The organism is Nocardia kruczakiae NBRC 101016, assembly GCF_001612965.1.
Taxonomy (GTDB): Bacteria; Actinomycetota; Actinomycetes; order Mycobacteriales; family Mycobacteriaceae; genus Nocardia; species Nocardia kruczakiae.
This window is the reverse complement of record NZ_BDBL01000063.1, coordinates 1-23,625: the sequence shown is the minus strand read 5'-3', so window position 1 is coordinate 23,625 and position 23,625 is coordinate 1. Positions and strand designations below refer to the sequence as shown.

Below are 23,625 nucleotides of genomic sequence, written 5' to 3'. Positions count from 1 at the left end.
CGCAATCGCGCAAGACGTTTGTCTAAGGCGAATGCGCTACTCTGTCGGGCATGGGAAATCGCGAGGATCTATTGGCCGGAGCCCGGCAATGCCTCTTCGACAAGGGATACGACCGGACGACGGTGCGCGATATCGCCACGGCAGCCGGGGTGAGCATGGCCGCGATCGGCTATCACTTCGGATCCAAGGAGGCGCTGCTCGGCGAGGCGCTGGCCCAGGCCACCCGTGACTGGGGAACGGAATTGGCCGGGGCCGTGGCGGATTCACCACCGGCCACATCGCCGTCGGCCGGGCGATTCGAGGCGCGGTGGGACGCGGTGATCGACAGCCTCGCCACCCACCGCGGCCTCTGGTCGGCCACCTTCGACGCCCTGGCCCACTCGGAGATCCGGGACCGGCTGGCCGAGAACCTCGGCGAGGCACGCTCGGGCCTCGCACGGCTGATCGAGGGACTCGACGAGCCCACCGAGGGAACCGCGCGCGCCACACCTCCGGCCACCGACACCGAAGCGGTCGGCGCGCTGTATCAGGTGCTGCTCACCGGATTGGCGGCGCACCAGCTGATCGACGCGGACAGCATGCCGCGCGGACGCGATCTCGCCCGGGCTATCCGGTTCGTCGCCGACCGGCTCGATGCGGAGGACTCTGCGTGATCGTCCGAGGCGGAATCAGCGTATTCCCCTGCGCCATAGGGTGATTCGAGCCCGCCGAAAGATATCTGACCGGCCGCACAGCATCGGGGCGTCGGTGTCATCCGCCCTACCCTTCCGCACCCGGATGACGTGCCATCGCCGGCCCGCACGGCGATGCAGGGGGCCACCGACGCGAAGCCGCATGACCCCGCTGACTACTTGTCCGGGAACCCGGCGGAAAATCCGGCGGCGATGAGTGCGGCGGCGATGACCGACAGGACGGCGATGCTCCACATGGCAAACCTCTTCGATTGTGGGCCAAGCGGATTCACCGTAGCGTGATGCGGTTCACATCGTGACCCAAACGGGCGCATTCGAAGACACCGGCTCGCCCTCCCCGAGTCCGCCCCGCCCCGAACGCAACTCGCTGCACCTCACCGTGCGGTACGGACCGAACTGCCGCGAGTCGGCCCGGTCGATGCCTTCTCGTGAGAGTCGCCGCCGCGGCAAAGCCGGGCTTGCCCCGACATTCCGTACATACATGTTTTAATGCGCATATGTCGGTGAGGTAATGAACGAGTGCCCTCCGAACGGCGCGGCGAACTCCCATCGACACGACCGGCAGAGCGTCCGGTGCGGACGGAAAATCCGCCCGCACCGGCACTTTCCCCTATTTCTTCGAACGATCCCGCTTCTCGCGCACACGCACCGAGATGCGTACCGGGGAACCGTCGAAACCGAATTCCTCACGCAGGCGGCGCTCCAGGAAACGGCGGTAGCCGGCCTCCAGGAAGCCGGTGGTGAACAGCACGAACGTCGGCGGCCGGGTGGTCGCCTGGGTCGCGAACAGCACGCGCGGCAAGCGCCCGCCCCGCATCGGCGGCGGCGTGGCCGCGATGACCTCCTTGAGCCAGGTGTTGAGCCGGCCCGTGGGAATCCGCTTGTCCCAGGACTCGAGTGCGGTTTCCATTGCCGGAACGAGCTTTTGGACCGCGCGGCCGGTGTGGGCGGAGATGTTCACCCGCTGCGCCCACGGCACCCGCACCAATTCGCGCTCGACCTCACGCTCGAGCTGGTAGCGGCGATCCTCGTCGACCAGATCCCACTTGTTGAACGCGAGCACCAGCGCGCGACCGGCATCGGCGACCATGCCGATCACCCGCAGATCCTGTTCGGTGATCGGTTCGGAGGCATCGATGAGCATGATCGCGACCTCGGCGGCCTCGATGGCGGCCTTGGTGCGCAACGAGGCGTAGAACTCGGTTCCGTCGGCGGTGCCGACCTTGCGGCGCAGACCCGCCGTGTCGACGAAACGCCATGGCTTGCCGCCCAATTCGACCAGCGAGTCGACCGGATCGACCGTCGTTCCGGCGACATCGTGCACCACCGAGCGCTCGTCACCGGAGAGCTTGTTCAGCAGGCTGGACTTGCCGACATTCGGCTTGCCGACCAGCGCCACGCGCCGCGGGCCCCCTCCCCCGGAACCCTCGCGCGGAGTCTCCGGCAGCACCGCCAGGACATCGTCGAGCAGATCGCCGGTACCGCGACCGTGTGCCGCCGACACCATCCGCGGCTCCCCCAGGCCGAGCGACCACAGCACGGCCGCATCGGCCTCGGCCTTCTCGCCGTCGACCTTGTTGGCGACCAGGATCACCGGAGTCTTGGAGCGCCGCAACGCCTTCACCGCCGCTTCGTCGGTCGCGGTCGCACCGACGGTGGCGTCCACGACCAGCAGGATCGCGTCGGCGGTCTGCATCGCCAGTTCGGCCTGCCGGGCCACCGCCTGCTGCAGCCCCTTGGCGTCGGGCTCCCAGCCGCCGGTGTCCTGCACCAGGAATCGGCGTCCGGCCCAGCTCGCCTCGTACGACACCCGGTCACGGGTGACGCCCGGAATATCCTCCACGACGGCCTCGCGGCGGCCCAGGATCCGGTTCACCAGCGTCGATTTGCCGACATTCGGGCGGCCGACGACGGCCACGGTGGGCATCGGCACATGTTCGTGCGCCTCCGCGTCGCCCTCGAAATCGGCGATCTCCCACTCGGTTTCGTCGGACCAGATACCGTCGCCGGCGAGGGTGTCGGAGTTCGAACTCGGTGTCACACTCGGGCTCATCTACGTTCTCCCACCGTAATCTGCTGCGCCACAACCCGGTACAGCTCGTCGATGACCTGGTCCATGCTCAGCTCGCTGGTGTCGACCTGCACCGCGTCCGCGGCCGGGCGCAGCGGCGAGACAGCGCGGGTGGAATCCAGATTGTCGCGGCGCTGCACATCGGCCAGCACCGCCTCGTAATCGTCGCCGCGGCCCTCGGCGATGTTCTGCTGATTGCGCCGCGCCGCGCGGGCCTGCGCCGACGCGGTCAGATAGATCTTGGCATCGGCGTCGGGCAGCACAACCGTGCCGATATCGCGGCCCTCGACCACGATGCGCCCGGCCGCGGCCGCGATCTCGCGCTGCAGCGCGACGAGTTGCGTCCGCACCTCGGCTACCGCGGAGACGGCGGAAACCGCCTTGGTCACCGCGTCGCCGCGAATCTCGGACGAGACGTCCTCACCGTCGAGTTCGATCAGTTCGTGGCCGGGATCGGTGCCGATGGTGAGCGGCAGATCCTTGACCGCGGCCGCGATCTCGGCCGGATCGGTCAGCTCGACGCCGCTGCGCAGCACCCGCAGTGTCGCGACGCGGTACATCGCGCCGGTGTCGAGATAGCGTGCGTCGAGCCGCGCCGCGAGCCGGCGCGACACACTCGACTTGCCGGTGCCCGAAGGCCCGTCCATGGCGACGACGAGTTCCGCGCCGGGGATGCCGTCGCCGATGCCGGATTCCACCACGTCACGGCCTCCTCGGATCCGATCGTCCAGCATGTCCACACCACTCACAACTCCACCGCCTCGTACAACTTCCCGATTTCGTCGCGGCCCAGCACTCGCAGGGTGCCCGACCGTTGATCCCCCAGCGCGACCGGCCCGATATGCGTGCGAACCAGCGCGATCACCGGATACCCGACCTCCGCGAGCAAGCGCCGCACGATGTGCTTGCGGCCCTCGTGCAGAATCACGCGGACCAGCGTTTTGCCCTCGGCGACCTCGAGCACCTGGAATTTGTCGACCTTCGCCGGGCCGTCCTCGAGTTCGACACCGTCGCGCAGTTGCTTGCCGACGCCACGCTGCATCTCACCCTGCACCGTCGCGAGATAGGTTTTCGACACCTGGAACGACGGGTGCATCAGCCGATGCGCGAGGTCGCCGTCGTTGGTGAGCAGCAGCAGACCCTCGGTATCGGCGTCGAGACGGCCGACGTGGAACAGCCGCTGACCGGCCATGACCCGCTCGGCGACGATATCGCCGACACAGGGGCGGCCCATTTCGTCCGACATCGTCGACTGGAAGCCCTTGGGCTTGTTCAGCGCCAGGTAGACCTGCTCGTCGCGAACCACGACGCGGACCCCGTCGACCCGCACCACGGCGGTATCGGGATCGATGCGCAGGCCCTGTTCGCGCACGACCGCACCGTCGACCTCGACGCGGCCCTGTTCGATGAGCTCTTCGGCCGCGCGGCGCGAGGCCACACCCGCCTTGGCGAGCACCTTCTGCAGACGCTCCCCCTCACCCCACGGCAACTTCTTCGGACCGGATTCCGCAACCTCGACATGCTGGTGGCGGGCGGGTTTGGCGAAGCTCAGCACGGTCGGCGGTGTCTTGCGCTTCTTCGGCTTCGGGGCGGCCGCGCGAGAGCGACCGGCGGCGGCGCCGCGGTCCCGCGATCCGGCGGGCGAATCGCCGCGCGACGGACGGGCATCGCCGCGGCCGTAGCGCGAGTCACCGGCCGCTTGGCCGCGAGCGACCCGATCGCCTCGGCCGTGGCCACCTTCGGGCCGTGAACCACGTCCGGCGCTGTCGCCGCTGCGGCCGTAGCTCTCGCCGCCACGGTTGTAGCGATCGTCCCCTCGGCCGGAGCGGTCGCCACCACGTCCGTAACTGTCGCCCCCACGGCCGTACCGATCGTCCCCTCGGCCCGGGCGGTCACCACCACGGCTGTAGCCGCTGTCGCCCCCGCGGCCGTAACGGTCATCTCCTCGGCCGGAGCGGTCACCACCACGTCCGTAGCTGTCCCCTCCACGGCCATAACGGTCGTCCCCGCGACCGGAGCGATCACCACGCCCGTAGCTGTCACTCCCACGGCCGTAACGGTCGTCCCCTCGGCCCGGGCGGTCGCCACCCCGGCTGTAGCCGCTGTCGCCCCCGCGGCCGTAGCGGTCGTCCCCTCGTCCGGAGCGTGCTCCGCGAGTGTCGCCGCCGCGGCCGGAGCTGTCCTCCCGACGGCCGTAGCGGTCGCCGCGTGATCCTCCGCGTCCGTCGTCGGAGCGGCCGGCCGCCCCTCGTGCCGGGCGTCCGCCGCCGCGGGGCGGGTCGCTCTGTCTTTTCCTGCGGTCCGGTGTGCCATCTCGGCGAGCGGGTGTATTCACGTGGTCCTCTGATCAGTCGACAGGATCCGCTGCGGATCCGGTCAATCCTCGGTGCCGAGATCGATATCCGATTCGGCGGGTTTCTTCAGCTTGGTGTACCGGGGGTCGGTATCCAGGCTCTCGTTGATCTCGTCGATCAGGTCGACGCCCGGTAGCAGGGGCGCCAGCGACGGGAGTTCCGCCAGCGACGCGAGCCCGATCCGTTCCAGGAACAGTTCGGTGGTGACGTAGAGGGTGCCGTTGGTGTCGACGTCGGCGCCCGCCTCGGCGATCAGTCCCCGAGCCACCAGGGTGCGGATCACGCCGTCGACGTTCACCCCGCGCACGGCACTCACTCGTGCTCGCGTAACCGGTTGACGATAGGCGATAACCGCCAACGTTTCCAAAGCGGCCCTGGTGAGCTTCGACCGCGCCCCGTCCAACAGCATACGTTCGACATACGGCGCGTACTCGGTCCGGGTGTACAGACGCCACCCGTCGCCCACGTAGCGCAGGTCGATTCCGCTACCTCGCGCAGTCCATTCCGCCGACATCTCCCGCAACACCCGCTCGACCCGCGCGGGTGCGTCGTCGACCGCGGCCGCGAGCAGTTCCACCGGCGCCGGCGCATCCACCACCAGCAGCATCGCCTCGAGCGCCGACCGCAATTCCTGATCGTCGAGCGGACGGGAAACCGCCTCGTCGTCCGTGTCTGCGTTCTCCGTCACAGTTCCGGTTACGGCATCGTCTGCCGGGGCGACGGCGGCCCGCTCCGGCGTACCCGCGGACCCCACCGCGGTCTCGCCTTCGGCCTCCGCGCGATCACCGGACTGCTCACCGTGCGACATCATCCGTAGTCCTCATCGATTGTCACGGGCTCGGCGGGCGCGCCCTCGGCCTCGTCGCCGATCCAGCGCACCGCCAGCGGGCCGAGCGGGTCGGGTTGGTCGAATTCGATCGTCTTGCCGCGGTAGAGCTCGAGCAGCGCGAGAAAGCGCGCGACGATCTGGATCGGCATCTCGCAGTCGGCGCACAGGTCGTGGAAGGTCGACCACTCCCCCACCCCGCGCTTCTTCAGCATCTCCAGAACCAGCGCGGCCTGTTCGGCGACGGAGATGGAATGAGCGTGCAGGTGGTCCAGTCCGACCGTCGGCCGCGGCCGGGGCCGGAAGGCGGCCGCGGCGATATCGGCGAAACCCGCCGCGTCGACGCCGAGATTCACCTCCGGCAGCAGGTCCAGGAAGCGTTCCTCCAGCGACACCGCCCGCGGGTACCGGCGCAACGCGGCGGCCTCGAGCTCACCGAGCAGTTCGGCGACCTGTTTGAACGCCCGATACTGCAGCAGCCGCGCGAACAGCAGATCGCGCGCTTCCAGCAGTTCCAGGTCGTCGGCGTCGGTGACCTCACCGGACGGCAGCAGCCGGGCGGCCTTCAGATCGAGCAGGGTCGCGGCGACCACCAGGAATTCGGTGGTCTGATCGAGAATCCGATCGGCCCGCAGCGTCGGATCGCGTTCCAGGCTCGCGGTGAGCTCTTTGGTGTAGGCGATGAACTCGTCGGTGACCTTGTGCAGCGCCACCTCGGTCACATCGAGCCGCCGCTGGCTGATCAGCTGCAACAACAGGTCGAACGGACCCTGAAAATTGCTCAGCCGCAGGTGGAACCCGTCGGGCTTGTTCTCCGGTACGACCTCGGCAGCCGGTGGTCCGGCCTCGCTCACCGGCCCGACCGGTGGATGACTTCCCGTGCCATCGCCCGATACGCTTCCGCGCCACCGGATTTCGGCGCCCAGGTGGTGATCGGCTCACCGGCGACACTGGCATCGGGGAAACGGACGGTCCGGTTGATCACGGTGTCGTACACCAGATCGCCGAACACCTCCACCACCCGGGCCATCACCTGCCGGGAGTGCAGCAATCGCGCATCGAACATGGTGACAACGATGCCCGACAGCGCCAGCCGCGGGTTGAGCCGGTCCCGCACCTTCTCGACGGTGTCGGTGAGCAGCGCGAGCCCACGCAGCGAGAAGTATTCGCATTCCATCGGGATGATCACGCCGTCGGCGCAGGCCAGCGCGTTGACCGTGAGCAGACCCAGCGAGGGCTGGCAGTCGATGAGGATGTAGTCGTAGCGATCGCGCAGCGGGGCCAGCGCACGGCCGAGGGTCTGTTCCCGGCCGACCTCGTTGACCAGCTGAATTTCGGCCGCCGAGAGATCGATGTTGCTCGGCAGCAGATCCATCCCGTCGACCTTGGTGTTGAGCAGCACATCGTCGACGCTCGCCCGGCCGCCGACGAGCAGATTGTGCACGGTCTGGTCGAGGTCGTGATGGGCCACGCCCAGCCCGGCCGACAGCGCGCCCTGCGGGTCGAGGTCGACCAGCAACACCCGGCGGCCGTATTCGGCCAGCGCCGCACCGAGATTGATGGTGGAGGTGGTCTTGCCGACGCCGCCCTTCTGATTGCACATGGCGACGATCAGGGCGTCACCGTTGCGCGACGACGGGGGTGGTTCGGGAATGTCGCGCAGCGGGCGTCCGGTCGGGCCGAGTTCGGTACCGTCCGCCACGATGTCGTTCGCCTCCCAGAGTCTGCGGGCCGCCTGTTCGATTCGGAGGCCGGTTCGGATATTCGAAAGCGGTTCTGCCGCAGCGCTGTTCGGCGGCTCGGCCGGGCCGGCTGTCGTCATGTCCGCTGCTCCTTCAGTTTTCCTGCTCGTTGCCCCGCCGCGCGCTGCGGAACAGCGGGAGGCCGTCACACCGGACACCGATGTACCGGACCGCCGCAATAGACGCTACCGCCTCCGAGCGCAAGACCCCCGATCGGACACGCTTGGGGAACGCCCCCGATCGTTGCGCACTTGTGTCATTGCCCGTGCCACAACACCGTGTCCTCACGGCACCAACCGCATTCTGTCGCCTCGAGGGGGTGTTGGGAAACCCTTTGCGGCAATCCGCACCCGATATCGCGCCGCCGCGGCCCGGCGCGTCACCGCGCCCGCGGATGCGCGGTGGCCCACACCTCGTGCAGCGTAGTGACCGTGACGAGGGTGTAGATCTGCGTGGTCGTCACCGAGGCGTGCCCCAGCAACTCCTGCACGACCCGCACGTCGGCGCCCCCGTCGAGCAGATGGGTGGCGAACGAGTGCCGCAGCGTATGCGGCGACACCGCGGCGCCGATCCCGGCCCGATCGGCCGCGTCCTGCAGAACCTGCCAGGCACTCTGCCGCGAGAGCCGGCCACCGCGAGCGTTGAGGAACAGGGCGGGAGTGCCTCTGCCGCGGGCGCCGAGCGCGGGCCGCCCGCGGACCAGATAGGCGTCGACCGCCGCCAGCGCCGGCCGCCCGATCGGGACCATCCGCTGTTTACCGCCCTTGCCGTGCAGGACGACCGCGCGACCGCTGGTGTCGATATCGTCGACGTCGAGTCCGACCACCTCGGAGATCCGGGCGCCGGTGGAGTACAGCAACTCCAGCATGGCGCGATCCCGCAGCCCGCGCGGCCCGCCTCCGGAACCCGCGTCGTCTCCGCCGCCCGCGGCCTCGAGCAGCCGGGAAATATCTTCGTACGGAAGCGCTTTCGGCAATCGGCGCGCCGGTGTAGGCGGCTTCACCCCGTGCGCGACGTCTCCGGTGGTCATCCCCTCGGCGGCCGCGAACCGATGTAGGCCGCGCACCGCGACCAGAGCGCGGGCGGCCGAGCTGGCGGCCAGCGCCGGATAGCCCTCGCCGCCCGCCCGCAGCGAGACGACGAAATCGGCGATCTGATTCTCGGTCACCCGGTCCAGATCACCGATATCGCGCTGTCGCAGAAACTCCTGGTATCGCTGCAGATCACGGCGGTAGGCGCTGAGCGTATTGCTGGCCGCGCCGCGCTCGACCGTCAGATGGTCGAGATAGGCCTGGATCTGCCGCTCCACCATGGATTCACCCGGCCGGGAGCAGCGCAACGACCGCCGCAGCGGCGGGGACAACGACATTCACGGTGTCATCATGACAGCAGCCGACGACATTCGTTCGCACGAAACACAGTTCGCCCGAGGGGTGCCCGGCCGGATGCGGTGCGGCACCCGGCCGGTCCCGCTCAGGCCTGTGCCCGTTCGGCGGCCTTGCGCTCGAGCAGCTGCGTCGGCATACCCGGCCACGGCACGTCGGCGGGCCGGAGCGTGGTGCCGTTCGCCCGCGCGGCCGAGGCCGCCAGCACGCCCGCCACCGCGGTGGCGTTCTCGATCCGGCCCGACAGCGCGGCGCTCACCGCGTCCTGCAGCGGCATCCGCACGATGGCCAGGTCGGCCTCCTCGTGCTCCGGGTCCGGCCGATCGGTGTCCGACAGCCCGGTCGCGAGATAGATGCGCAGTGCCTCGTCGGTGAATCCCGGCGACAGCACCACATCCACCAGCGTGGACCATTCGCGTGCCGCCAGCCCGGTCTCCTCGGCGAGTTCGCGTTGCGCGGCCGCCAGCGGATCCTCACCGGCCTGATCGAGCAGACCGGCGGGCAATTCCAGCAGCCGCCGCCCGACCGGATGCCGGTACTGGTTGATCAGCACCACGGCGCCGTCGTCGTCGAGGGCGACGATCGCGACCGCGCCGTGATGCTCGACCACCTCGCGTTCGGCGACCCGCCCGCCGGGCATTTCGACCTGATCCCGGCGCAGCGCGACGATCGCCCCGGAATACACGGTTTCGGTGCCGACGGTGCGGAAGTCGTGGCTTCCGGGTTCGCTCACTGCGCGACCCGCTCGGCCTCGTCGGCCTCCTCGCCGTAGATCTCCACCGGAAGCCGTTCGGCGCCCTTGTATTTCAGCGCCGCGTCGACGAGTCCGGCGAACAGCGGATGCGGCCGGGTCGGCCGGCTCTTGAGCTCCGGATGCGCCTGGGTGGCCACGAAATACGGGTGCACGTTGGCCGGCAGCTCCACGAACTCGACCAGATGACCGTCGGGCGAGGTGCCGGAGAACCGCAGTCCGCTCTGGCCGATCTTGTCGCGGTAGGCGTTGTTGACCTCGTAGCGGTGGCGATGCCGCTCCGACACCTCGGTGGTGCCGTAGGCCTGCGCGACGACCGATCCCTTCTCCAGCACGGCCGGATAGGCGCCCAGCCGCATGGTGCCGCCGAGGTCGGCCTCACCGGCGACCGCCTGGGCCTGGTCGGCCATCGTGGAGATCACCGGATGTGTTGTCTCCGGCTCGAATTCGGCGGAGTTGGCGTCCTCGAGGCCCACCGAGCGGGCGGCCTCGATCACCACGCACTGCAGGCCCAGGCACAGGCCCAGCAGCGGAATGGAGCGGGTGCGCGCGAACCGGATCGCACCGACCTTGCCCTCGATGCCGCGAATGCCGAAGCCGCCGGGGATCAGCACCGCGTCGACATCGCCGAGATGATGCTGCGCACCCTCCGGAGTCTCGCATTCGTCGGACTGCACCCAGCGGATGTTCACCTTGGCCTTGGCCGCGAAACCACCGGCCCGCAGCGCCTCGGTCACCGAGAGATACGCGTCCGGCAGGTCGACGTACTTGCCGACCAGCGCGACGGTCACCTCCTCGCGCGGGTTGTGCACGCGGTCGAGCAGATCGCCCCAGACGGTCCAGTCGACATCGCGGAACGGCAGCCCCAGTTTGCGCACCACATAGGCATCGAGGCCCTCGCGGTGCAGCACCTTCGGGATGTCGTAGATCGACGGCGCGTCGGGCGTGGAGATGCAGGCGTCGACGTCGACGTCGCACATCAGCGCGATCTTGTTCTTCAGCCCCTGCGGCACCTCCCGGTCGCAGCGCAGGATCAGCGCGTCGGGCTGGATACCGATATTGCGCAGCGCCGCCACCGAATGCTGCGTGGGTTTGGTCTTCAGCTCGCCGGAGGGCGCCAGATACGGCACCAGCGTCACGTGCAGGAAGAAGCAGTTGTCCCGGCCGACCTCGTGCCGGATCTGGCGGGCGGCCTCGAGGAACGGCTGGGATTCGATATCGCCGACGGTGCCGCCGATCTCGGTGATCACCACGTCCGGGGTCTGCCCCTGCAGATCCGGGCCGCTCATCGCGAGGATGCGGTTCTTGATCTCGTCGGTGATGTGCGGGATGACCTGCACGGTGTCGCCGAGATACTCACCGCGGCGCTCCTTGGCGATCACCGTCGAGTAGACCTGCCCGGTGGTGACGTTCGCATACCCCGACAGATCTCTATCGAGGAACCGCTCGTAGTGGCCGACGTCGAGGTCGGTTTCGGCGCCGTCCTCGGTCACGAACACCTCGCCGTGCTGGAAGGGGTTCATGGTGCCGGGGTCGACATTCAGATACGGGTCCAGCTTCTGCATGGTGACCCGCAATCCGCGGGCGGTCAGCAGCTGGCCGAGGCTGGAGGCGGTCAGTCCCTTGCCGAGGGAGGAGGCGACACCGCCACTCACGAAGATGTGTTTGGTGGCCGTCTGATGGGGGGAACGCGCCGGAATCCGCGATTGACTCACGGAACTCCACGCTAACACGAAAAACGGTTGCGAAACGAATGCCACGCGGGGAACATCGGAGGTCGTCGTGCCGGTTTGTCACTTGCGTCTCATTCACCGCAGCAACCCCATGATTCGGCAGCCGGTCGGCACCGATCGCCCGGCACTCGCTCCGACGTGACGGATCGTGCGATCGGGTCCGAGCAAGGCGGTCGCGCTCAGCCGGGTGAAGCGGTCACCGACAGCGACGTCGCCTCCGGCCCGGTGCCGTAGTGACCGGTTTTGCCGCCCAGTTGCTCAGCGAGGCCGAGAGCCGTTGTGACCCGGCCCGTCTCGCGGTCCGCATTGTCGACCGTGGACACCGTCGCGTCGAGGCGGTCGTCGCGGCGCACCTCGGCGATCGGGCCCGATCCGTCCGAGGATCCGGCCCGCCCGGCCAGCACCAGCCCTGCCCCGCGTCCGCGCAGCGCCCCGGCGAAATGCGCGATGATCGAGCCCTGGCCGTTGTGGTCGGCCCGCGCGCCCGCCCCCGTCACCACCACCGCCAGCTGCGCGGGCACGAAGTCGCCGGACCCGAGGAAACCGCCGTTGCGCAAGGTGTCGGCGATCAGTCCGCGCTCCTGGCCGGTGGCACGGTCGGCGCCGTTGGCCGGGTCGGTGAGAAATGCCAGGCCGAGCAGATCACCGGCGAGGCTGCCCTGATCCACCGCCTCGGTCTGCAACTGGGCGCCGGCCGGAATCATATTCGTCACCGCCGTCCGCAACCGGTCCCCCTGCGACGCGTCGACGAAGGCGTCGGTGAGCGCGACCCGCCCGGAGATCGTCGCCCCGGCGGTGGTCAGCGCCGCCGTCACCGCGTCGACATCGCCGCCGTCGGCATCCGGGGTCGTGAAGACGAGCACGGGGTGATCGGCGAGGGTTCCGTTCAGGATGCGGCCCGCCGACCGGGCGATGAAGTCGTCGGCCGCACCGACCTGCCGTTCGAGATGTCCGTTGGCCGCGGCGAGCGCGTCGTTGCGCCGGGCCAGATCGTCACCGCCACCCGAACCACCGTGACGGACGACGGCGCCGAGCGCCGCACCCACCGCCAATGCCAGAAAGATCGCGGTCAGGGAGACGACGAGCCGACGCATGGAACCCACTGCTTTCTCTACCCCCGACGGTCCGATAGTCGATGGAGCCAGTCCTGCGACTGCCGCCACGCCGAATCCAGCCAATCCAGCACATCGCTGCCCAGATGCGAGGACACCAGCAGTCCGACGATCAGCGCGATCAGCGCCGCCAGCACCACCAGTGCGGTCGCCCACCCGGAGTTGCCCTGCCGATAAAGGGTGGCCACGGCCTTGGCATCCATCAGTTTCGGCCCGGCCTTGAGCCGGGTCAAGAACATCGCGGGCGCCGATTCGCGGCGGCTGCGATCGAAGAAGTCGTCGAGTGAGGCCGGTGCCCCGCAGGTGATGATCAGCGCGGCCCCGTGGTGGTCGGCCAGCAGCAGCGCCAGATCCGCCGCCGATCCCGAGGACGGGAAGGTGGTGGCGCCGATGCCCAGGTCCTGAATTCGCTCCAGCCCCTTGGCATGTCCGTCGGTGTCGGCCGGAAGGATCAGCTCGGCACCGCATTTCAGCGCGCTCGCGGTGATCTCCTCCGGGTCGCCGACGATCAGATCGGGGCGGTATCCGGCCTTGGTGAGGATGTCGGCGCCGCGGCCGACGCCCACCAGAATCGGCGCGTATTCCTTGACGAAGGGCTTGATCGCCTTGAGATCGTCGCGACTGTCCACCCCGTCGGCGACCACCACGACGTGACGGCCGCGCATCGACAGGTCCACCGCCGGAACCCCGAGACCGTCGATCAGCATCGCGCTTTCGGTCCGTATGTACTCGGTCGTGTTGCCGGCGAAGGCCTCCAGATGGTCGGCCAGCCCGTTGCGCGCCGCGATCATCCGCTCGGCGATGACCTGGTCGGTGAGCTCGATAGCCTCGACCAGAACCTCCGGTTCCTTCTTCGTCAACTTGTCGGCATACACCACACCCGCATCGATGCGGACCTTGCTGCCATCCTTGATCTTGCCGAAGACGTCGCCGGAGACAGCATCCAGCAACATGATTCCGTTGGCGGCCAGCACTTCCGGGCCGAGGTTCGGATAGCGGCCGGAAATCGAGGGCGAGGCATTGATCACCGCCGCCACGCCGGCCTCGACGAGCCGGTCAGCGGTGAGGCGATCGATGTCCATCTCGTCGAGGACCACCACATCGCCCGAGCCGGCCCGCTTGAGCAGACGCCGGGTGTTGCGGTCCACCCGGGCCATCCCGGTGACGCCGGGAAGCGTTTCGGTGTTGCGCGACAACAGCGCCAGCATCTTCATGGCATCCGATGATGGTCGCCGACTCTCAACCTGTGGTGGAGGCGCGCCGATGTCGTATCACATCCCCTGGCATGAGGCCAGCAAACTCGCGCCTCCTCGACGTCGACTGGCGTGCCGAGTGGTACCGCTGGTACCGATATGCTTCGGCTCACTGCATCCGAAGGAGAACGCCATGGCCAGTACCACCGTCGACACGGTCATTCCCGCACCGCGCGACGTCGTCTACAAGCTGTTCGCCGAGCGCGACAGTCTCAACGGCTATCTGCCCGTGCGCATTACGCTGCGCCAGCCCGGCGCCCCCGAAGCCTCCGGCGTCGGCGCGCGCTACCTGGTCGGCGTCGGTGGCATCGGCGTGACCGAGGAGACCACCGAACTGGTTCCCGGTGAGCGCATGGAATACCGGATCATCGCCGGTGCGCCGGTGAAGCGCCACGTCGGCACCATCACCTTCGCCGACGCCCCGGGCGGCACCCTGGTCTCGTACCGGATGGAATCCGAGCCCAAGCTGCCCGTGCCGGACAAGGCGACGGAACTGTTTCTGCGCGGCCTGATCGCGCCGTTCCTCAAGGCCGCCAAGAAGGCCGTCGCCCCGTAGGAGCCGCGCGCAGTCAGCCCGCCGCCGAGGCGGTGTCGGCCTTCTCCGCCCGCGCGGTGGCCAACAGCTCCTCGGCATGGGCGCGGCCGGTCTCGGTGTCGTCGAGGCCGGCCAGCATGCGGGCCAGTTCGACGACCCGCTCGTCGGTGGTCAGCGCCCGCACCCCGCTGTTGACGCCCTTACCGTCGTCGACCTTGTCCACCACGAGGTGGGTGTCGGCGAAGGCGGCCACCTGCGGCAGATGGGTCACCACGATGACCTGATGGGTGCGGGCCAGCCGCGCCAGCCGCCGCCCGATCTCCACCGCGGCGCGACCGCCGACACCGGCGTCGACCTCGTCGAACACCATGGTCGAGCCGTATTCGGAGGCCGCGAGCACCACTTCCAGCGCCAGCATCACGCGCGAGAGCTCACCACCGGATGCACTGCGGCTCAACGGTAGCGACTGCGCACCCGAGTGGGCCGACAGCCGGAATTCCACTTCGTCCACACCGGACGCGCCCGCATGCAGTTCCGCCCCCTCGACGGTGATGGGTGCGCTGTCCTGCGCCGATGCCGCCAGCGGCCGCACCTCCACCTCGAGTTTGGCGCGCCCCATCGCCAGACCGCTCAATTCGGCGCTCACCGCGGTCGCGAGTTTGCGGGCCGCCTTGCGCCGGGCCGTGGTCAGTTTCTTCGCCGTCTCCCGCACCTGAACGGCCGCGGTCTCGACCTCGGCGGCCAGCGCCGCCAGCGCCTCCTCCGACACGTCGAGCGAGGCCAGCCGGGTGCGTGCCTCGTCGGCCCAGGCGATCACCGCGTCGATATCGGGGGCGTATTTGCGGGTCAGCGATTTCAGTTCCGCCTGGCGGGTGAGCAGGCTGTCCAGCGCCGCCGGATCCGACGGCAGATCCGACAGATACGAACTCAATTCGGTGGTCACATCGACCACCACCGCGATCGCCTCCCCCAGCCGCGGCGCCAACGCCGTCAGCGCCGGATCGTCGCTGGATTCCAGCCGGGCCCGCGCACCACCGAGCGCGTCCAGCGCGCCGGCCCCCTCACCGTCGCTGGAGCCCGCCAGAGCCGCGTGGGCAGCACCGGCCGCCTCCCGTAATGAATCGAGATCGCCGAGCCGCAGCACCTCGGCGACGATGCGCTCGTCCTCACCGGGTTCCGGTGCGACCGTGTCGATTTCGTTCAGCGAATGCTGCAACCGATCGGCCTCGAGTGCGAGTTCGCGGCTGCGCGCGGTGCGTTCCAGCAGTTCCGCGCGAGCCTGCAACCAGGTGCGGCGGGCCAGCTGATATTTGCGCAGCAGCCCGGCCACCGCGTCACCGGCGAAGCGGTCCAGCGCCTGCAACTGCTGATCGGGACGCTGCAGCCGCAGCTGGTCGTTCTGGCCGTGCACGGTCAGCAGCGGCGCCGTGAAATCCGACAGCACCGCGGCCGGCACACTGCGGCCGCCGAGATGGGCCCGCGATCGCCCGTCGCTGCCGACGGTGCGTACGGCGATGACGCTGTCGTCGTCGTCGCGTTGCGCGCCGGAGGATTCCAGCACCTTCTCGACCTCGTCGCGGGCGCTGTCGTGCACATCCTCGACGGTGAACCGGCCCTCGACGACAGCCCGCTGCGCGCCCTGACGCACCCGCCCGGCGTCCGCGCGGGCGCCACCGAGCAGATGCAGTCCGGTGACCACCATGGTCTTGCCGGCACCGGTCTCACCGGTCACACAGGTCAGTCCCTCGTGGAACTGCGCGGTGGCGGTGGATATGACGCCGAGGCCGTCAATCCTGATCTCTGTCAGCACGTGTGCTCTCCGTTCGGCGGTGTTCGCTATCGCCTGAGCCGGGTTGCTCGGTGGAAGTACGGGCCGTTCCGGCCGCGCGCGGCCGTTCCGGCCGCCGGCCCCGCCAGCCTGTCACGGGTAAGCGGAATTTGCGCACCATCCGATCGGCGAAGGGGGCGGAATCCAGCCGCACCCAGCGCACCGGTTCGGCGCCGCGCACCGCTTCGAATCGCCCACCCCGCGGCAATGCCAGCGTACGCCGGCCGTCCAGGAAGACGATCGCATCATGGCCTGCCGCAACGGTTTCCACCGCGATTCGCGACTCCGGGCTGGTCACCAGCGGCCGCGCGAACAGTGCGTGCGCGTTGCTGGGAATCACCAGCAGCGCCTCGAGTTCGGGCCACACCACGGGACCACCCGCGGAGAAGGCGTAGGCGGTGGAGCCGGTGGGGGTCGCGATCAGCACACCGTCACAACCGAATTGCGATACCGGGCGGCCGTCGACCTCGAGGACGACCTCCAGCACGCCCATGCGGGCGGCATTCTCGATACTGGCCTCGTTGAGGGCCCATCCGCGTTCCACGACCACATCATCGACGCGGACACTGACATCCACGGTCATCCGCTGCTCGATGCGGTAATCGCCGCGCACCACCTGGGCCAGCGCGTCGTCGAGATGTTCGGCCTCGGCCTCGGTGAGAAAACCGATGCGGCCCAGATTGATTCCCAGCACCGGAACCCGGGCCGGATGCGCCATCTCCGCGCCGCGCAGGAAGGTGCCGTCGCCACCGAGCGCGAGCACCATCTCACAGCCGACCGCGGCGTCGGGGCCGTGCGGCATCACCCGCACCGGATAGCCGTCGGGTTCGCCGGTGTCGTCGAAATCCAGTTTGGTGCTGTAGGCCTCGTCCTCGAGGACCCGCAGCCCGATTCCGGCATCGGCGAAGATCTTCGCGACCCGATGTGCGGTCTCGAGCAGTTCGGAACGGCCCGGATGGGCGACGAGCAGGATCTCCCGCTTCACTGTGGCCCCTCCTCGACCGCACGCTGCACCAATTCGCTGATATCGGGCTCCGATTCGGTGTCCGCCGACTCGGTGCCCGGTGTGTCCTTGCGCAGCCACAGGAAATACTCGACGTTGCCGGACGGGCCGGGCAAGGGGCTGGCGACCACACCGCGGGTGCGCAGGCCCAGTTCGGCGGCCGCGGCGGCCACCTCGGTCACCGCCTCGGCACGCAGAGCCGGATCACGCACCACACCGCCGGAGCCTACTCGCTGTTTACCGACCTCGAACTGCGGTTTCACCATGGGCAGCAGATCCGCACCCGGTGCACAGCAGGCGGCCAGCGCCGGCAGCACCAGGGCCAGGGAGATGAACGACAGATCGGCGACCACCAACTCGACGGGACCGTCGATCGCTTCCGGCGTCAGCGCGCGCACATTGGTGCGGTCGAACACCCGGACCCGCTCGTCGTTGCGCAGCCGCCACACCAGCTGCCCGTAACCCACATCGACGGCGACCACCTCGCGGGCGCCGCGGGCGAGCAGCACATCGGTGAATCCGCCGGTCGACGCGCCGGCGTCGAGGCAGCGCTTCCCGGCGACGCTCACTCCGAGCGGCTCGAACGCCTCCAGCGCGCCCAGCACCTTGTGCGCGCCCCGCGAGGCCCACTGGACCTCGTCGGGTTCCTCGCGAACCAGCAGGGGAGTATTCGGCTCGACCGCGGTCGCCGGTTTCGACGCGACCGCACCGTTGATCAGGACGCGGCCCGCACCGATCAGCTCGACCGCGTGTTCTCGCGATCGCGCCAATCCGCGGCGAACCAGTTCGGCGTCCACTCGCGCGCGCCTGGCCACCTCAGATCTTGTCCACCGTCGCCAGCGCGCCGACCAGCACCTCGTGTGCCTGTTCGAGAATGCGCGCCCGCCGGGTGATATCGGTTCCCGCGCGGTCCACCCCGTCGGCCTCGTCACCGCTCTGGCGCCGGCCCCCGGGCAACTCCGCGAGCAACGCCGCCACCTCGGCCCGCACCTTCTCCGGGTCGGCGAACTCCGCCGTCCCTCCCGCGAGATGCTGTCCGGGCAGCGGAACTCCCGGACGAGGACCGGAGGAACCGGACGGATGCGGACGCGGAATGGGCGTAGTCATGGTGCCGATAACGCTACCGGAGCTCACCGACATCCCGGCAAGCGGCGGCACGGGTGAAACGGACGTCACGGTGGCGCCCAGCGGCCGCGTACCTGGCCCACAGCCGCTCGCGGCCGAGCCGTCGCCGGACCCGCGTCACATGCATGCGCCGGTCTCCCACAAGGAGCAGGCAAGAATGGCTGCCTGCCCTTCTACGGCCACGGCGTGGCCGGCAACACCGGACCGTAAACGCAGGATCACCCGCACGCCCGACGACCGCTCGACGGTGACACCAGAGGACCTCGCCGCGCGGTGAGGACGCAGACCTCGATACACCGGTCGCCGAAGCGGACCTGACCGAATATCTCGACGTTCGAAGCGGAGCCCAGCGGCCCCACCGGAACCGGTCCTCGGTGCCTGACTCCGAGGAGTCGCAGCCGCGTTCCGAGGGAGACAAGTCGCCGCTGCGCTCCGCGGGTGTCCCTATGGTGTGGGTCGAGCTGGATCGTCGTGGTTGGTTTCTGCCGTCGTGGCGTTCGGTGTCAGTTCAGTCGTAGCAGGCCGGCGTCGGTGGTTCGGAACCCGCAGGTGTCGCGATAGAAGCTGTTGAGGTGTGGTTCGTAGTCGACGTGGAGCCACTCGATACCGAGTTCGCGAAGGTCGCTGACAAGAGCCGCGACCAGGCTGGTTCCGATGCGCTGATGCTGGAGGTCAGGTGCGACCATGGTGTCGAGGAGGAACGCATGCCGACCTCCGTCCCAGACTGCGTGCACGAACCCGACTAGCTGATCGCCGACGAATGCACCGACCCAAGATCTGCTGTGTCGTTCCAGGCGTGCCTTCCAAGGGCTCTGCACGTGGTCACCGCCGAATGCGTCGGTGTGCAGCCGCGAGAGCACCTCATCGTCGACAGCGAAACGGATGCGGAGATCCGCAATCATGCGGCGTCCTCTCAGCGCGGTCGTCATGACGTGATGTCACGTGATCGTGGCATCACGTCGATGCTGGGACCAGCGGATTTCCTCGCTGCGTTTCCGGGAAGGCGACCAAGACCTCCATCCGCCGGGCGTGTCGCGCCGATTCCGGTGTCGGTGAGGAGGGCACGACAGTCGAACCGGGGCCGGACGCCGACCGCTCGACGTCGACCGCCGAAGCCCCAGGACCGGTGGTGTGCGGCAGATGTTGGCACAATGGCGGCGTGGGAGGTACGCGACGACATGGATCCGCCCGGTTCGTCGCACTCGCGGCGGCATGGACGGCGACCGCGGTGGTCGCCGCCGCCGAATACGCCCACTGGCGCGCATCCCGGCAACTACTACTCGGACCGCGGCGCGAAGCTCGAGCCGGCGACACCGACGCGGTGGTCGTGCTGGGCTACCCGGCCGCCGCCGACGGCCGCACGCGCGCGTTGCAGCGCTGGCGATGCCGCATCGGCGCCCGCTCGCTGCCGCCCGACCGCGAGGGATTCCTGATCTTCAGTGGCGGCGCCGTACACGGCCCCTGGGTGGAAGCGACGGTCATGGCCGACTACACCCGCGCTCACCTCGGCGTCCCACCCGAGCGCATCCGCACCGAAACGTCCGCCGAAACCACTTGGCAGAACATCGAATTCACGATCCCCGCTCTGGAACGGGCCGACCGCATCATGATCGCCTCCGACCCCATGCACGCCGCCCGGGCCCGCCGCTATTTGTGGGCGCAGCGACCGGACCTCGCCGCGCGCCTGGTCCCCGCCGCCGACTACCGGCCGTTGGAACGCTGGTGGCTCAAAATCCCCACTGCCGCACACGAATCCGCCGCGATCAGCCGACGCCGCGCCGGAGCCGCCGCCGCCCCGCTACTACGCCGCCTGGGCCTGATTCCGGAGACCGCGGCAGCTTCCATGACCGCCGAAGATCGCGACGACTGACCGACGAACCGGGCAGCGCCGATGTGCTGGAACACCCGCTCACACAGGGCGACGTCGAAGGTGTCATCGCCGAACGGCAGCCCGTTGGCATCGCCGGGGGCTTACCTGACCGGGACAGTTGTCGAATCGTGCACGTCGTCTCCCCCATGCCACAGCAGGGTGCCGTCACCCCGCCGCGAGAGGCCAGCCATTTGGCCCCCAACGCCGAGTTGGCGGCCGAACGAAGTGCCTACCGTAGACAGCCACGGCCCCAACTTATTACGTGCGAGTGTTTACGCTGGCGAACCAGTCGAACGAAGGCGACCCAGTGCCGCCATGGTCAGCGTGCTGCTCTCCGATACCCTTGCCGGCCTACTGGCCGGAATCGCCGCTCCGAGCCGCGGTCGGCGAATCGTGTGCCCCGCCGCGACTCGATCATCACCGTGAGTCGAACCGTTACCGCGCCAATTCGATTGCGCGGTTGGGGTTTTCGTCCAACAAATTCGCCAGGTGGTCGATCGCGTCGCCCTCGGTCGATTCCTGCCGGATCACCGGGTGATTCAGTGCGTCGAGGGTGCGGGAGATGTAGGTGGGGCGGTGATCGGCGGGGCGGGGCCGCAGGTCGTCGAGAGTGCTGACGCCGGTGAGGACCATCAACGACGGCAGACCGACACACCGGGCGCCGTCGATATCGGTGTCGAGCCGGTCCCCGACCACGAGTGCGTCGCGGGTTTCCGCGCGCACCAGCGCGTCCTCGAGCAGCGGCGCATAGGGTTTACCGGCTACCACGGGTTCCTGGTCGGTCGCGGCTCGCAATGCCGCGACCATCGCACCGTTGCCCGGCGCCAGGCCGCGCTCGTTCGGCAGCGTGGCATCCGCGTTCGCGGCCACCCACAGCGCCCCTGCCCGTACCGCGTAGGCCGCTTCGGCGAGGTCCGGCCATCCGGTCTGTGGCGAATGTCCCTGCACGACGGCGGCCGGGGCCACCCCGTTGAAACGCCGAATCGGTTGCAGGCCCACCTGTTCGATCTCCGCGGCAAGGTCGTCGGTGCCGACGATCAGCACGGTGGATCCGGCGGCCAGCCGGGAGGCGAGCACATGCGCGGCCGCCTGCGCACTGGTGACGACATCGGATTCGCTTGCGCCGAAACCCAATTCACGCAGATGCGCGGCCACCACACCGGCCGACCGGCTGGCGTTGTTGGTGACGAACATCAGCTTCTGCGCGCCGCCGCCGGCGTCCAGGGCCGCCGGCGCGCCGGCGATCACCTCCGCACCCCGATACAGCGTGCCGTCCAGATCCAGCAGGAGAGCTTCGAAGCCCTCCCGAAGCGATGCTGCCACTAGTTACTCCACGTCGTCGTCGACCTGTGCGCCCGCGAGTTCGTCGGCACGCTCCTCGGCGTCGGTATCGCCGTCGACATCGGCCGCGGCCGCATTGAGGAACCACTGCAGTGCCTCATCGGACCGGCCGGCGGCGAGCAGCGCCTCCGCATAGGCGTAGAACAACCGTGCCGAGGCGGGACCGGATCGCGAAGGATCCAGTTCCGGCGTCTGCAAGGTGACCACGGCCTGATCGTATTGGCCCAAATCCATTCGCGCACCGGCGACGACGATCCGCAGCTCGGTCGCCTCGTCGCCCGACAGCGCACGCGCCTCGTCGCTGCGGCCGAGTTCGATCGCGCGTTCGGGCCGCCCCAGCCCGCGTTCGCAATCGGCCATGACCGCCAGCAGACCCGAGCCACCGGACATCCGGCGCGCGGTGCGCAGCTCGGACAGGGCTTCGGCCCACTCACCGGCGTGATAGGCGGTGACACCGGCCGTTTCGCGAACCACCGCGATGCGTCCGGCACGCCGCCGGGCGGCGCGCGCATGTTCGAGTGCCTGCTCCGGATCCTCGTCGAGGAGCCGGGCGGCCATCACCAGGTGCCGGGCGACCGCCTCTGCGTTGTTCTTGTCGAGGCTCAGCAGATCGCGGCGCACCGCGCCGTCCAGATCGCTCGCCTGCACATCGTCCGGCAACGCGGGCTCGTCGGGCCGCCCCGCCCGGTTCTCGCCGCCGACACGGGCTCCTTCGCCACCCCGTCGCCGCGCCTCGCGGTCCTCGAAGTTCGCGCCGGTCTCCGCGGCTTCCCCGGTGCGCGCGGTGGTCTCGGCCTCGTCGGCGGACCCGAACCGACGCTCGGAGTCCGCGCCACCACGCCGGAACCCGCCGCGCCGATCCCCCTCGCCCCGGCTGTAACCCCCCGGACGATCGTCACGACCGCCCGTGCCTCCCGGACGCCGGCCGCCTTCGTCGCGCCGGAAGCCACCACGGCGATCATCCGTGCCGCGTCCGTGACCACCCGAGCGACGATCTCCTTCGTCACGCCGGAATCCGCCCGATCGACGGTCGTCGCCCCCGCGCCCGGAACCACCGGACCGCCGGTCGTCTCCACCACGCTCTGAACCACCGGAACGGCGATCGTCCCCGCCGCGCGCGTAACCACCGGAACGACGGTCATCGCCACCACGGCTGTAACCACCGGAACGACGGTCATCACCGCCACCGCCGGAACCGCCGGAGTGCCGGTCATCGCGACCGCGCTCATAACCACCGGAACGGCGATCATCACCACCACGCGGATGCCCGCCCGAGCGGCGATCGTCGTCTCCGCGGCTGGAACCGCCCGAGCGGCGATCGTCACCACCGCGGCCGTAACCACCGGAACGGCGGTCGTCGCTGTCGCGGCGGAAGCCACCCGGACGACGGTCGTCGCCACCGCGCTCATATCCGCCCGATCGACGGTCGTCTCCACCGCGCCCGTAACCACCGGAGCGCCGGTCGTCGTCGCCGCGGCCATATCCGCCGGAGCGGCGGTCATCGTCGCCACGCCGGAAGCCACCGGAGCGGCGATCGTCTCCACCTCGGCCGTAACCACCGGTGCCGCGATCGGATCCACGGCGGTCGTCGCCGCGCCCGGTACCACCGCGCCGGTCGTCGTCACGCGCGCCGTAGCCACTGGAGCGGCGCGTATCGTCGCCGCGCCGGAAGCCTCCGGAGCGACGGTCTCCTTCTCCGCGGTCGTTGGCAGGTGTGCCGGAGCCGGCCGAGTCCGGACCGGTACTGCCACGGCGGAAGGGTCTCCTACCGTCGTCATGCTCCGACACAGCGTTACCTTTCTCTGATCCGGCACGAGCAGCCGGCGACGACATGCAGACCGAGCGCCGTGCGCCGGCACCTATCTGCAACTACCATAAATTCAATCACGCGACACGAACGCGTTCCCACTTGCCCGGCCTGCGTGCGCATCGAGAATCGCCCGACAGCGATCGGTCGTGACTTCTACGGTGCGGCGACGGGGGCCGTGCACAAGGGGCGTATAT

At 69.2% G+C, this 23,625-nt stretch carries 21 protein-coding genes and 1 pseudogene; 3 read left to right on the top strand and 19 right to left on the bottom strand.

What is annotated here, in order from left to right; genetic code table 11:
• Positions 1 to 50 precede the first annotated feature (50 nt).
• Positions 51 to 653, top strand: a complete 603-nt coding sequence (locus tag NK1_RS30980) for a TetR/AcrR family transcriptional regulator (protein ID WP_063014482.1) — start codon at positions 51 to 53, stop codon at positions 651 to 653.
• Between the two features lie 649 nt (positions 654 to 1,302).
• On the opposite strand, the gene der is transcribed toward NK1_RS30980, so the two are convergent.
• From der to steA, 11 genes are all read right to left on the bottom strand, one after another.
• Positions 1,303 to 2,745 carry a ribosome biogenesis GTPase Der gene (gene der, locus NK1_RS30975; RefSeq protein ID WP_063014480.1) on the bottom strand — a complete coding sequence of 481 codons (1,443 nt, stop codon included), beginning with the start codon at positions 2,743 to 2,745 and terminating at the stop codon, positions 1,303 to 1,305.
• Positions 2,742 to 3,410, bottom strand: coding sequence for a (d)CMP kinase (gene cmk, locus NK1_RS30970; RefSeq protein ID WP_036500836.1), 669 nt, complete (start codon positions 3,408 to 3,410; stop codon positions 2,742 to 2,744). Before cmk ends, der begins: the two co-directional genes overlap by 4 nt.
• Positions 3,411 to 3,508: 98 nt before the next feature.
• Positions 3,509 to 4,318, bottom strand: a complete 810-nt coding sequence (locus NK1_RS35945; RefSeq protein WP_369689833.1) for a pseudouridine synthase — start codon at positions 4,316 to 4,318, stop codon at positions 3,509 to 3,511.
• A gap of 821 nt (positions 4,319 to 5,139) precedes the next feature.
• Complete coding sequence (scpB, locus tag NK1_RS30955) at positions 5,140 to 5,928, bottom strand: SMC-Scp complex subunit ScpB (protein WP_439955969.1); 789 nt, start codon at positions 5,926 to 5,928, stop codon at positions 5,140 to 5,142.
• Positions 5,925 to 6,797, bottom strand: coding sequence for a segregation and condensation protein A (locus NK1_RS30950; protein WP_063014476.1), 873 nt, complete (start codon positions 6,795 to 6,797; stop codon positions 5,925 to 5,927). Before NK1_RS30950 ends, scpB begins: the two co-directional genes overlap by 4 nt.
• Positions 6,794 to 7,765 carry a ParA family protein gene (locus tag NK1_RS30945; RefSeq protein WP_083870734.1) on the bottom strand — a complete coding sequence of 324 codons (972 nt, stop codon included), beginning with the start codon at positions 7,763 to 7,765 and terminating at the stop codon, positions 6,794 to 6,796. Before NK1_RS30945 ends, NK1_RS30950 begins: the two co-directional genes overlap by 4 nt.
• Positions 7,766 to 8,064: 299 nt before the next feature.
• A complete protein-coding gene (xerD, locus tag NK1_RS30940) occupies positions 8,065 to 8,997 on the bottom strand; it encodes a site-specific tyrosine recombinase XerD (protein WP_063014506.1) in 933 nt (310 codons plus the stop codon).
• A 161-nt stretch (positions 8,998 to 9,158) separates the two neighbouring features.
• The gene (locus tag NK1_RS30935) at positions 9,159 to 9,803 is read right to left on the bottom strand and encodes an NUDIX domain-containing protein (RefSeq protein ID WP_063014474.1); all 645 of its coding nucleotides are present in this window, start codon (positions 9,801 to 9,803) and stop codon (positions 9,159 to 9,161) included.
• Positions 9,800 to 11,536, bottom strand: a complete 1,737-nt coding sequence (gene pyrG / locus NK1_RS30930; protein ID WP_036500796.1) for a CTP synthase — start codon at positions 11,534 to 11,536, stop codon at positions 9,800 to 9,802. The genes NK1_RS30935 and pyrG overlap by 4 nt, the downstream gene beginning before the upstream one ends.
• Positions 11,537 to 11,733: 197 nt before the next feature.
• A complete protein-coding gene (locus NK1_RS30925; RefSeq protein ID WP_439955968.1) occupies positions 11,734 to 12,648 on the bottom strand; it encodes a copper transporter in 915 nt (304 codons plus the stop codon).
• A gap of 17 nt (positions 12,649 to 12,665) precedes the next feature.
• Positions 12,666 to 13,880 (bottom strand): putative cytokinetic ring protein SteA, encoded by a 1,215-nt coding sequence (gene steA, locus NK1_RS30920; protein WP_063014470.1) that lies wholly within the window; start codon positions 13,878 to 13,880, stop codon positions 12,666 to 12,668.
• Positions 13,881 to 14,052: 172 nt separating this feature from the next.
• Between steA and NK1_RS30915 the strand changes: the two genes are divergently transcribed.
• Positions 14,053 to 14,475, top strand: coding sequence for an SRPBCC family protein (locus NK1_RS30915; protein ID WP_063014504.1), 423 nt, complete (start codon positions 14,053 to 14,055; stop codon positions 14,473 to 14,475).
• A 13-nt stretch (positions 14,476 to 14,488) separates the two neighbouring features.
• On the opposite strand, the gene recN is transcribed toward NK1_RS30915, so the two are convergent.
• The 5 genes from recN to NK1_RS30890 form a co-directional block, all read right to left on the bottom strand.
• Entirely contained in the window at positions 14,489 to 16,264 is a 1,776-nt protein-coding gene (gene recN / locus NK1_RS30910; RefSeq protein ID WP_063014468.1) for a DNA repair protein RecN, read from the bottom strand.
• Entirely contained in the window at positions 16,242 to 17,267 is a 1,026-nt protein-coding gene (locus NK1_RS30905) for an NAD kinase (RefSeq protein WP_063014466.1), read from the bottom strand. Before NK1_RS30905 ends, recN begins: the two co-directional genes overlap by 23 nt.
• Entirely contained in the window at positions 17,264 to 18,100 is an 837-nt protein-coding gene (locus NK1_RS30900; RefSeq protein ID WP_063014464.1) for a TlyA family RNA methyltransferase, read from the bottom strand. Before NK1_RS30900 ends, NK1_RS30905 begins: the two co-directional genes overlap by 4 nt.
• A 1-nt stretch (position 18,101) precedes the next feature.
• A complete protein-coding gene (locus NK1_RS30895; protein ID WP_063014462.1) occupies positions 18,102 to 18,392 on the bottom strand; it encodes a hypothetical protein in 291 nt (96 codons plus the stop codon).
• 521 nt (positions 18,393 to 18,913) lie between these two features.
• Entirely contained in the window at positions 18,914 to 19,312 is a 399-nt protein-coding gene (locus NK1_RS30890; protein ID WP_063014502.1) for a GNAT family N-acetyltransferase, read from the bottom strand.
• Between the two features lie 257 nt (positions 19,313 to 19,569).
• On the opposite strand from NK1_RS30890, the gene NK1_RS30885 reads away from it, so the two are divergent.
• Positions 19,570 to 20,280 carry a YdcF family protein gene (locus NK1_RS30885; RefSeq protein WP_084461819.1) on the top strand — a complete coding sequence of 237 codons (711 nt, stop codon included), beginning with the start codon at positions 19,570 to 19,572 and terminating at the stop codon, positions 20,278 to 20,280.
• A 435-nt stretch (positions 20,281 to 20,715) separates the two neighbouring features.
• On the opposite strand, the gene NK1_RS30880 is transcribed toward NK1_RS30885, so the two are convergent.
• The 3 genes and pseudogenes from NK1_RS30880 to NK1_RS35225 form a co-directional block, all read right to left on the bottom strand.
• The gene (locus NK1_RS30880; RefSeq protein WP_063014460.1) at positions 20,716 to 21,603 is read right to left on the bottom strand and encodes an HAD-IIA family hydrolase; all 888 of its coding nucleotides are present in this window, start codon (positions 21,601 to 21,603) and stop codon (positions 20,716 to 20,718) included.
• Positions 21,604 to 21,606: 3 nt separating this feature from the next.
• A pseudogene (locus tag NK1_RS30875) lies at positions 21,607 to 22,299 on the bottom strand (hypothetical protein); the annotation flags it as partial.
• The gene (locus tag NK1_RS35225) at positions 22,224 to 23,480 is read right to left on the bottom strand and encodes a hypothetical protein (RefSeq protein ID WP_167354329.1); all 1,257 of its coding nucleotides are present in this window, start codon (positions 23,478 to 23,480) and stop codon (positions 22,224 to 22,226) included. The pseudogene NK1_RS30875 and the gene NK1_RS35225, both read right to left, overlap by 76 nt.
• Positions 23,481 to 23,625: the final 145 nt, after the last annotated feature.

Bases quoted from the DNA above. Each gene is read 5' to 3' on its own strand.
- der (WP_063014480.1), bottom strand. From the start codon at position 2,745: ATGAGCCCGAGTGTGACACCGAGTTCGAACTCCGACACCCTCGCCGGC.
- NK1_RS30925 (WP_439955968.1), bottom strand. From the start codon at position 12,648: ATGCGTCGGCTCGTCGTCTCCCTGACCGCGATCTTTCTGGCATTGGCG.
- NK1_RS30945 (WP_083870734.1), bottom strand. From the start codon at position 7,765: ATGACGACAGCCGGCCCGGCCGAGCCGCCGAACAGCGCTGCGGCAGAA.
- NK1_RS30890 (WP_063014502.1), bottom strand. From the start codon at position 19,312: ATGATTGCGGATCTCCGCATCCGTTTCGCTGTCGACGATGAGGTGCTC.
- steA (WP_063014470.1), bottom strand. From the start codon at position 13,880: ATGAAGATGCTGGCGCTGTTGTCGCGCAACACCGAAACGCTTCCCGGC.
- cmk (WP_036500836.1), bottom strand. From the start codon at position 3,410: ATGGACGGGCCTTCGGGCACCGGCAAGTCGAGTGTGTCGCGCCGGCTC.
- NK1_RS30915 (WP_063014504.1), top strand. From the start codon at position 14,053: ATGGCCAGTACCACCGTCGACACGGTCATTCCCGCACCGCGCGACGTC.
- scpB (WP_439955969.1), bottom strand. From the start codon at position 5,928: ATGATGTCGCACGGTGAGCAGTCCGGTGATCGCGCGGAGGCCGAAGGC.
- NK1_RS30980 (WP_063014482.1), top strand. From the start codon at position 51: ATGGGAAATCGCGAGGATCTATTGGCCGGAGCCCGGCAATGCCTCTTC.
- xerD (WP_063014506.1), bottom strand. From the start codon at position 8,997: ATGGTGGAGCGGCAGATCCAGGCCTATCTCGACCATCTGACGGTCGAG.
- NK1_RS30895 (WP_063014462.1), bottom strand. From the start codon at position 18,392: ATGACTACGCCCATTCCGCGTCCGCATCCGTCCGGTTCCTCCGGTCCT.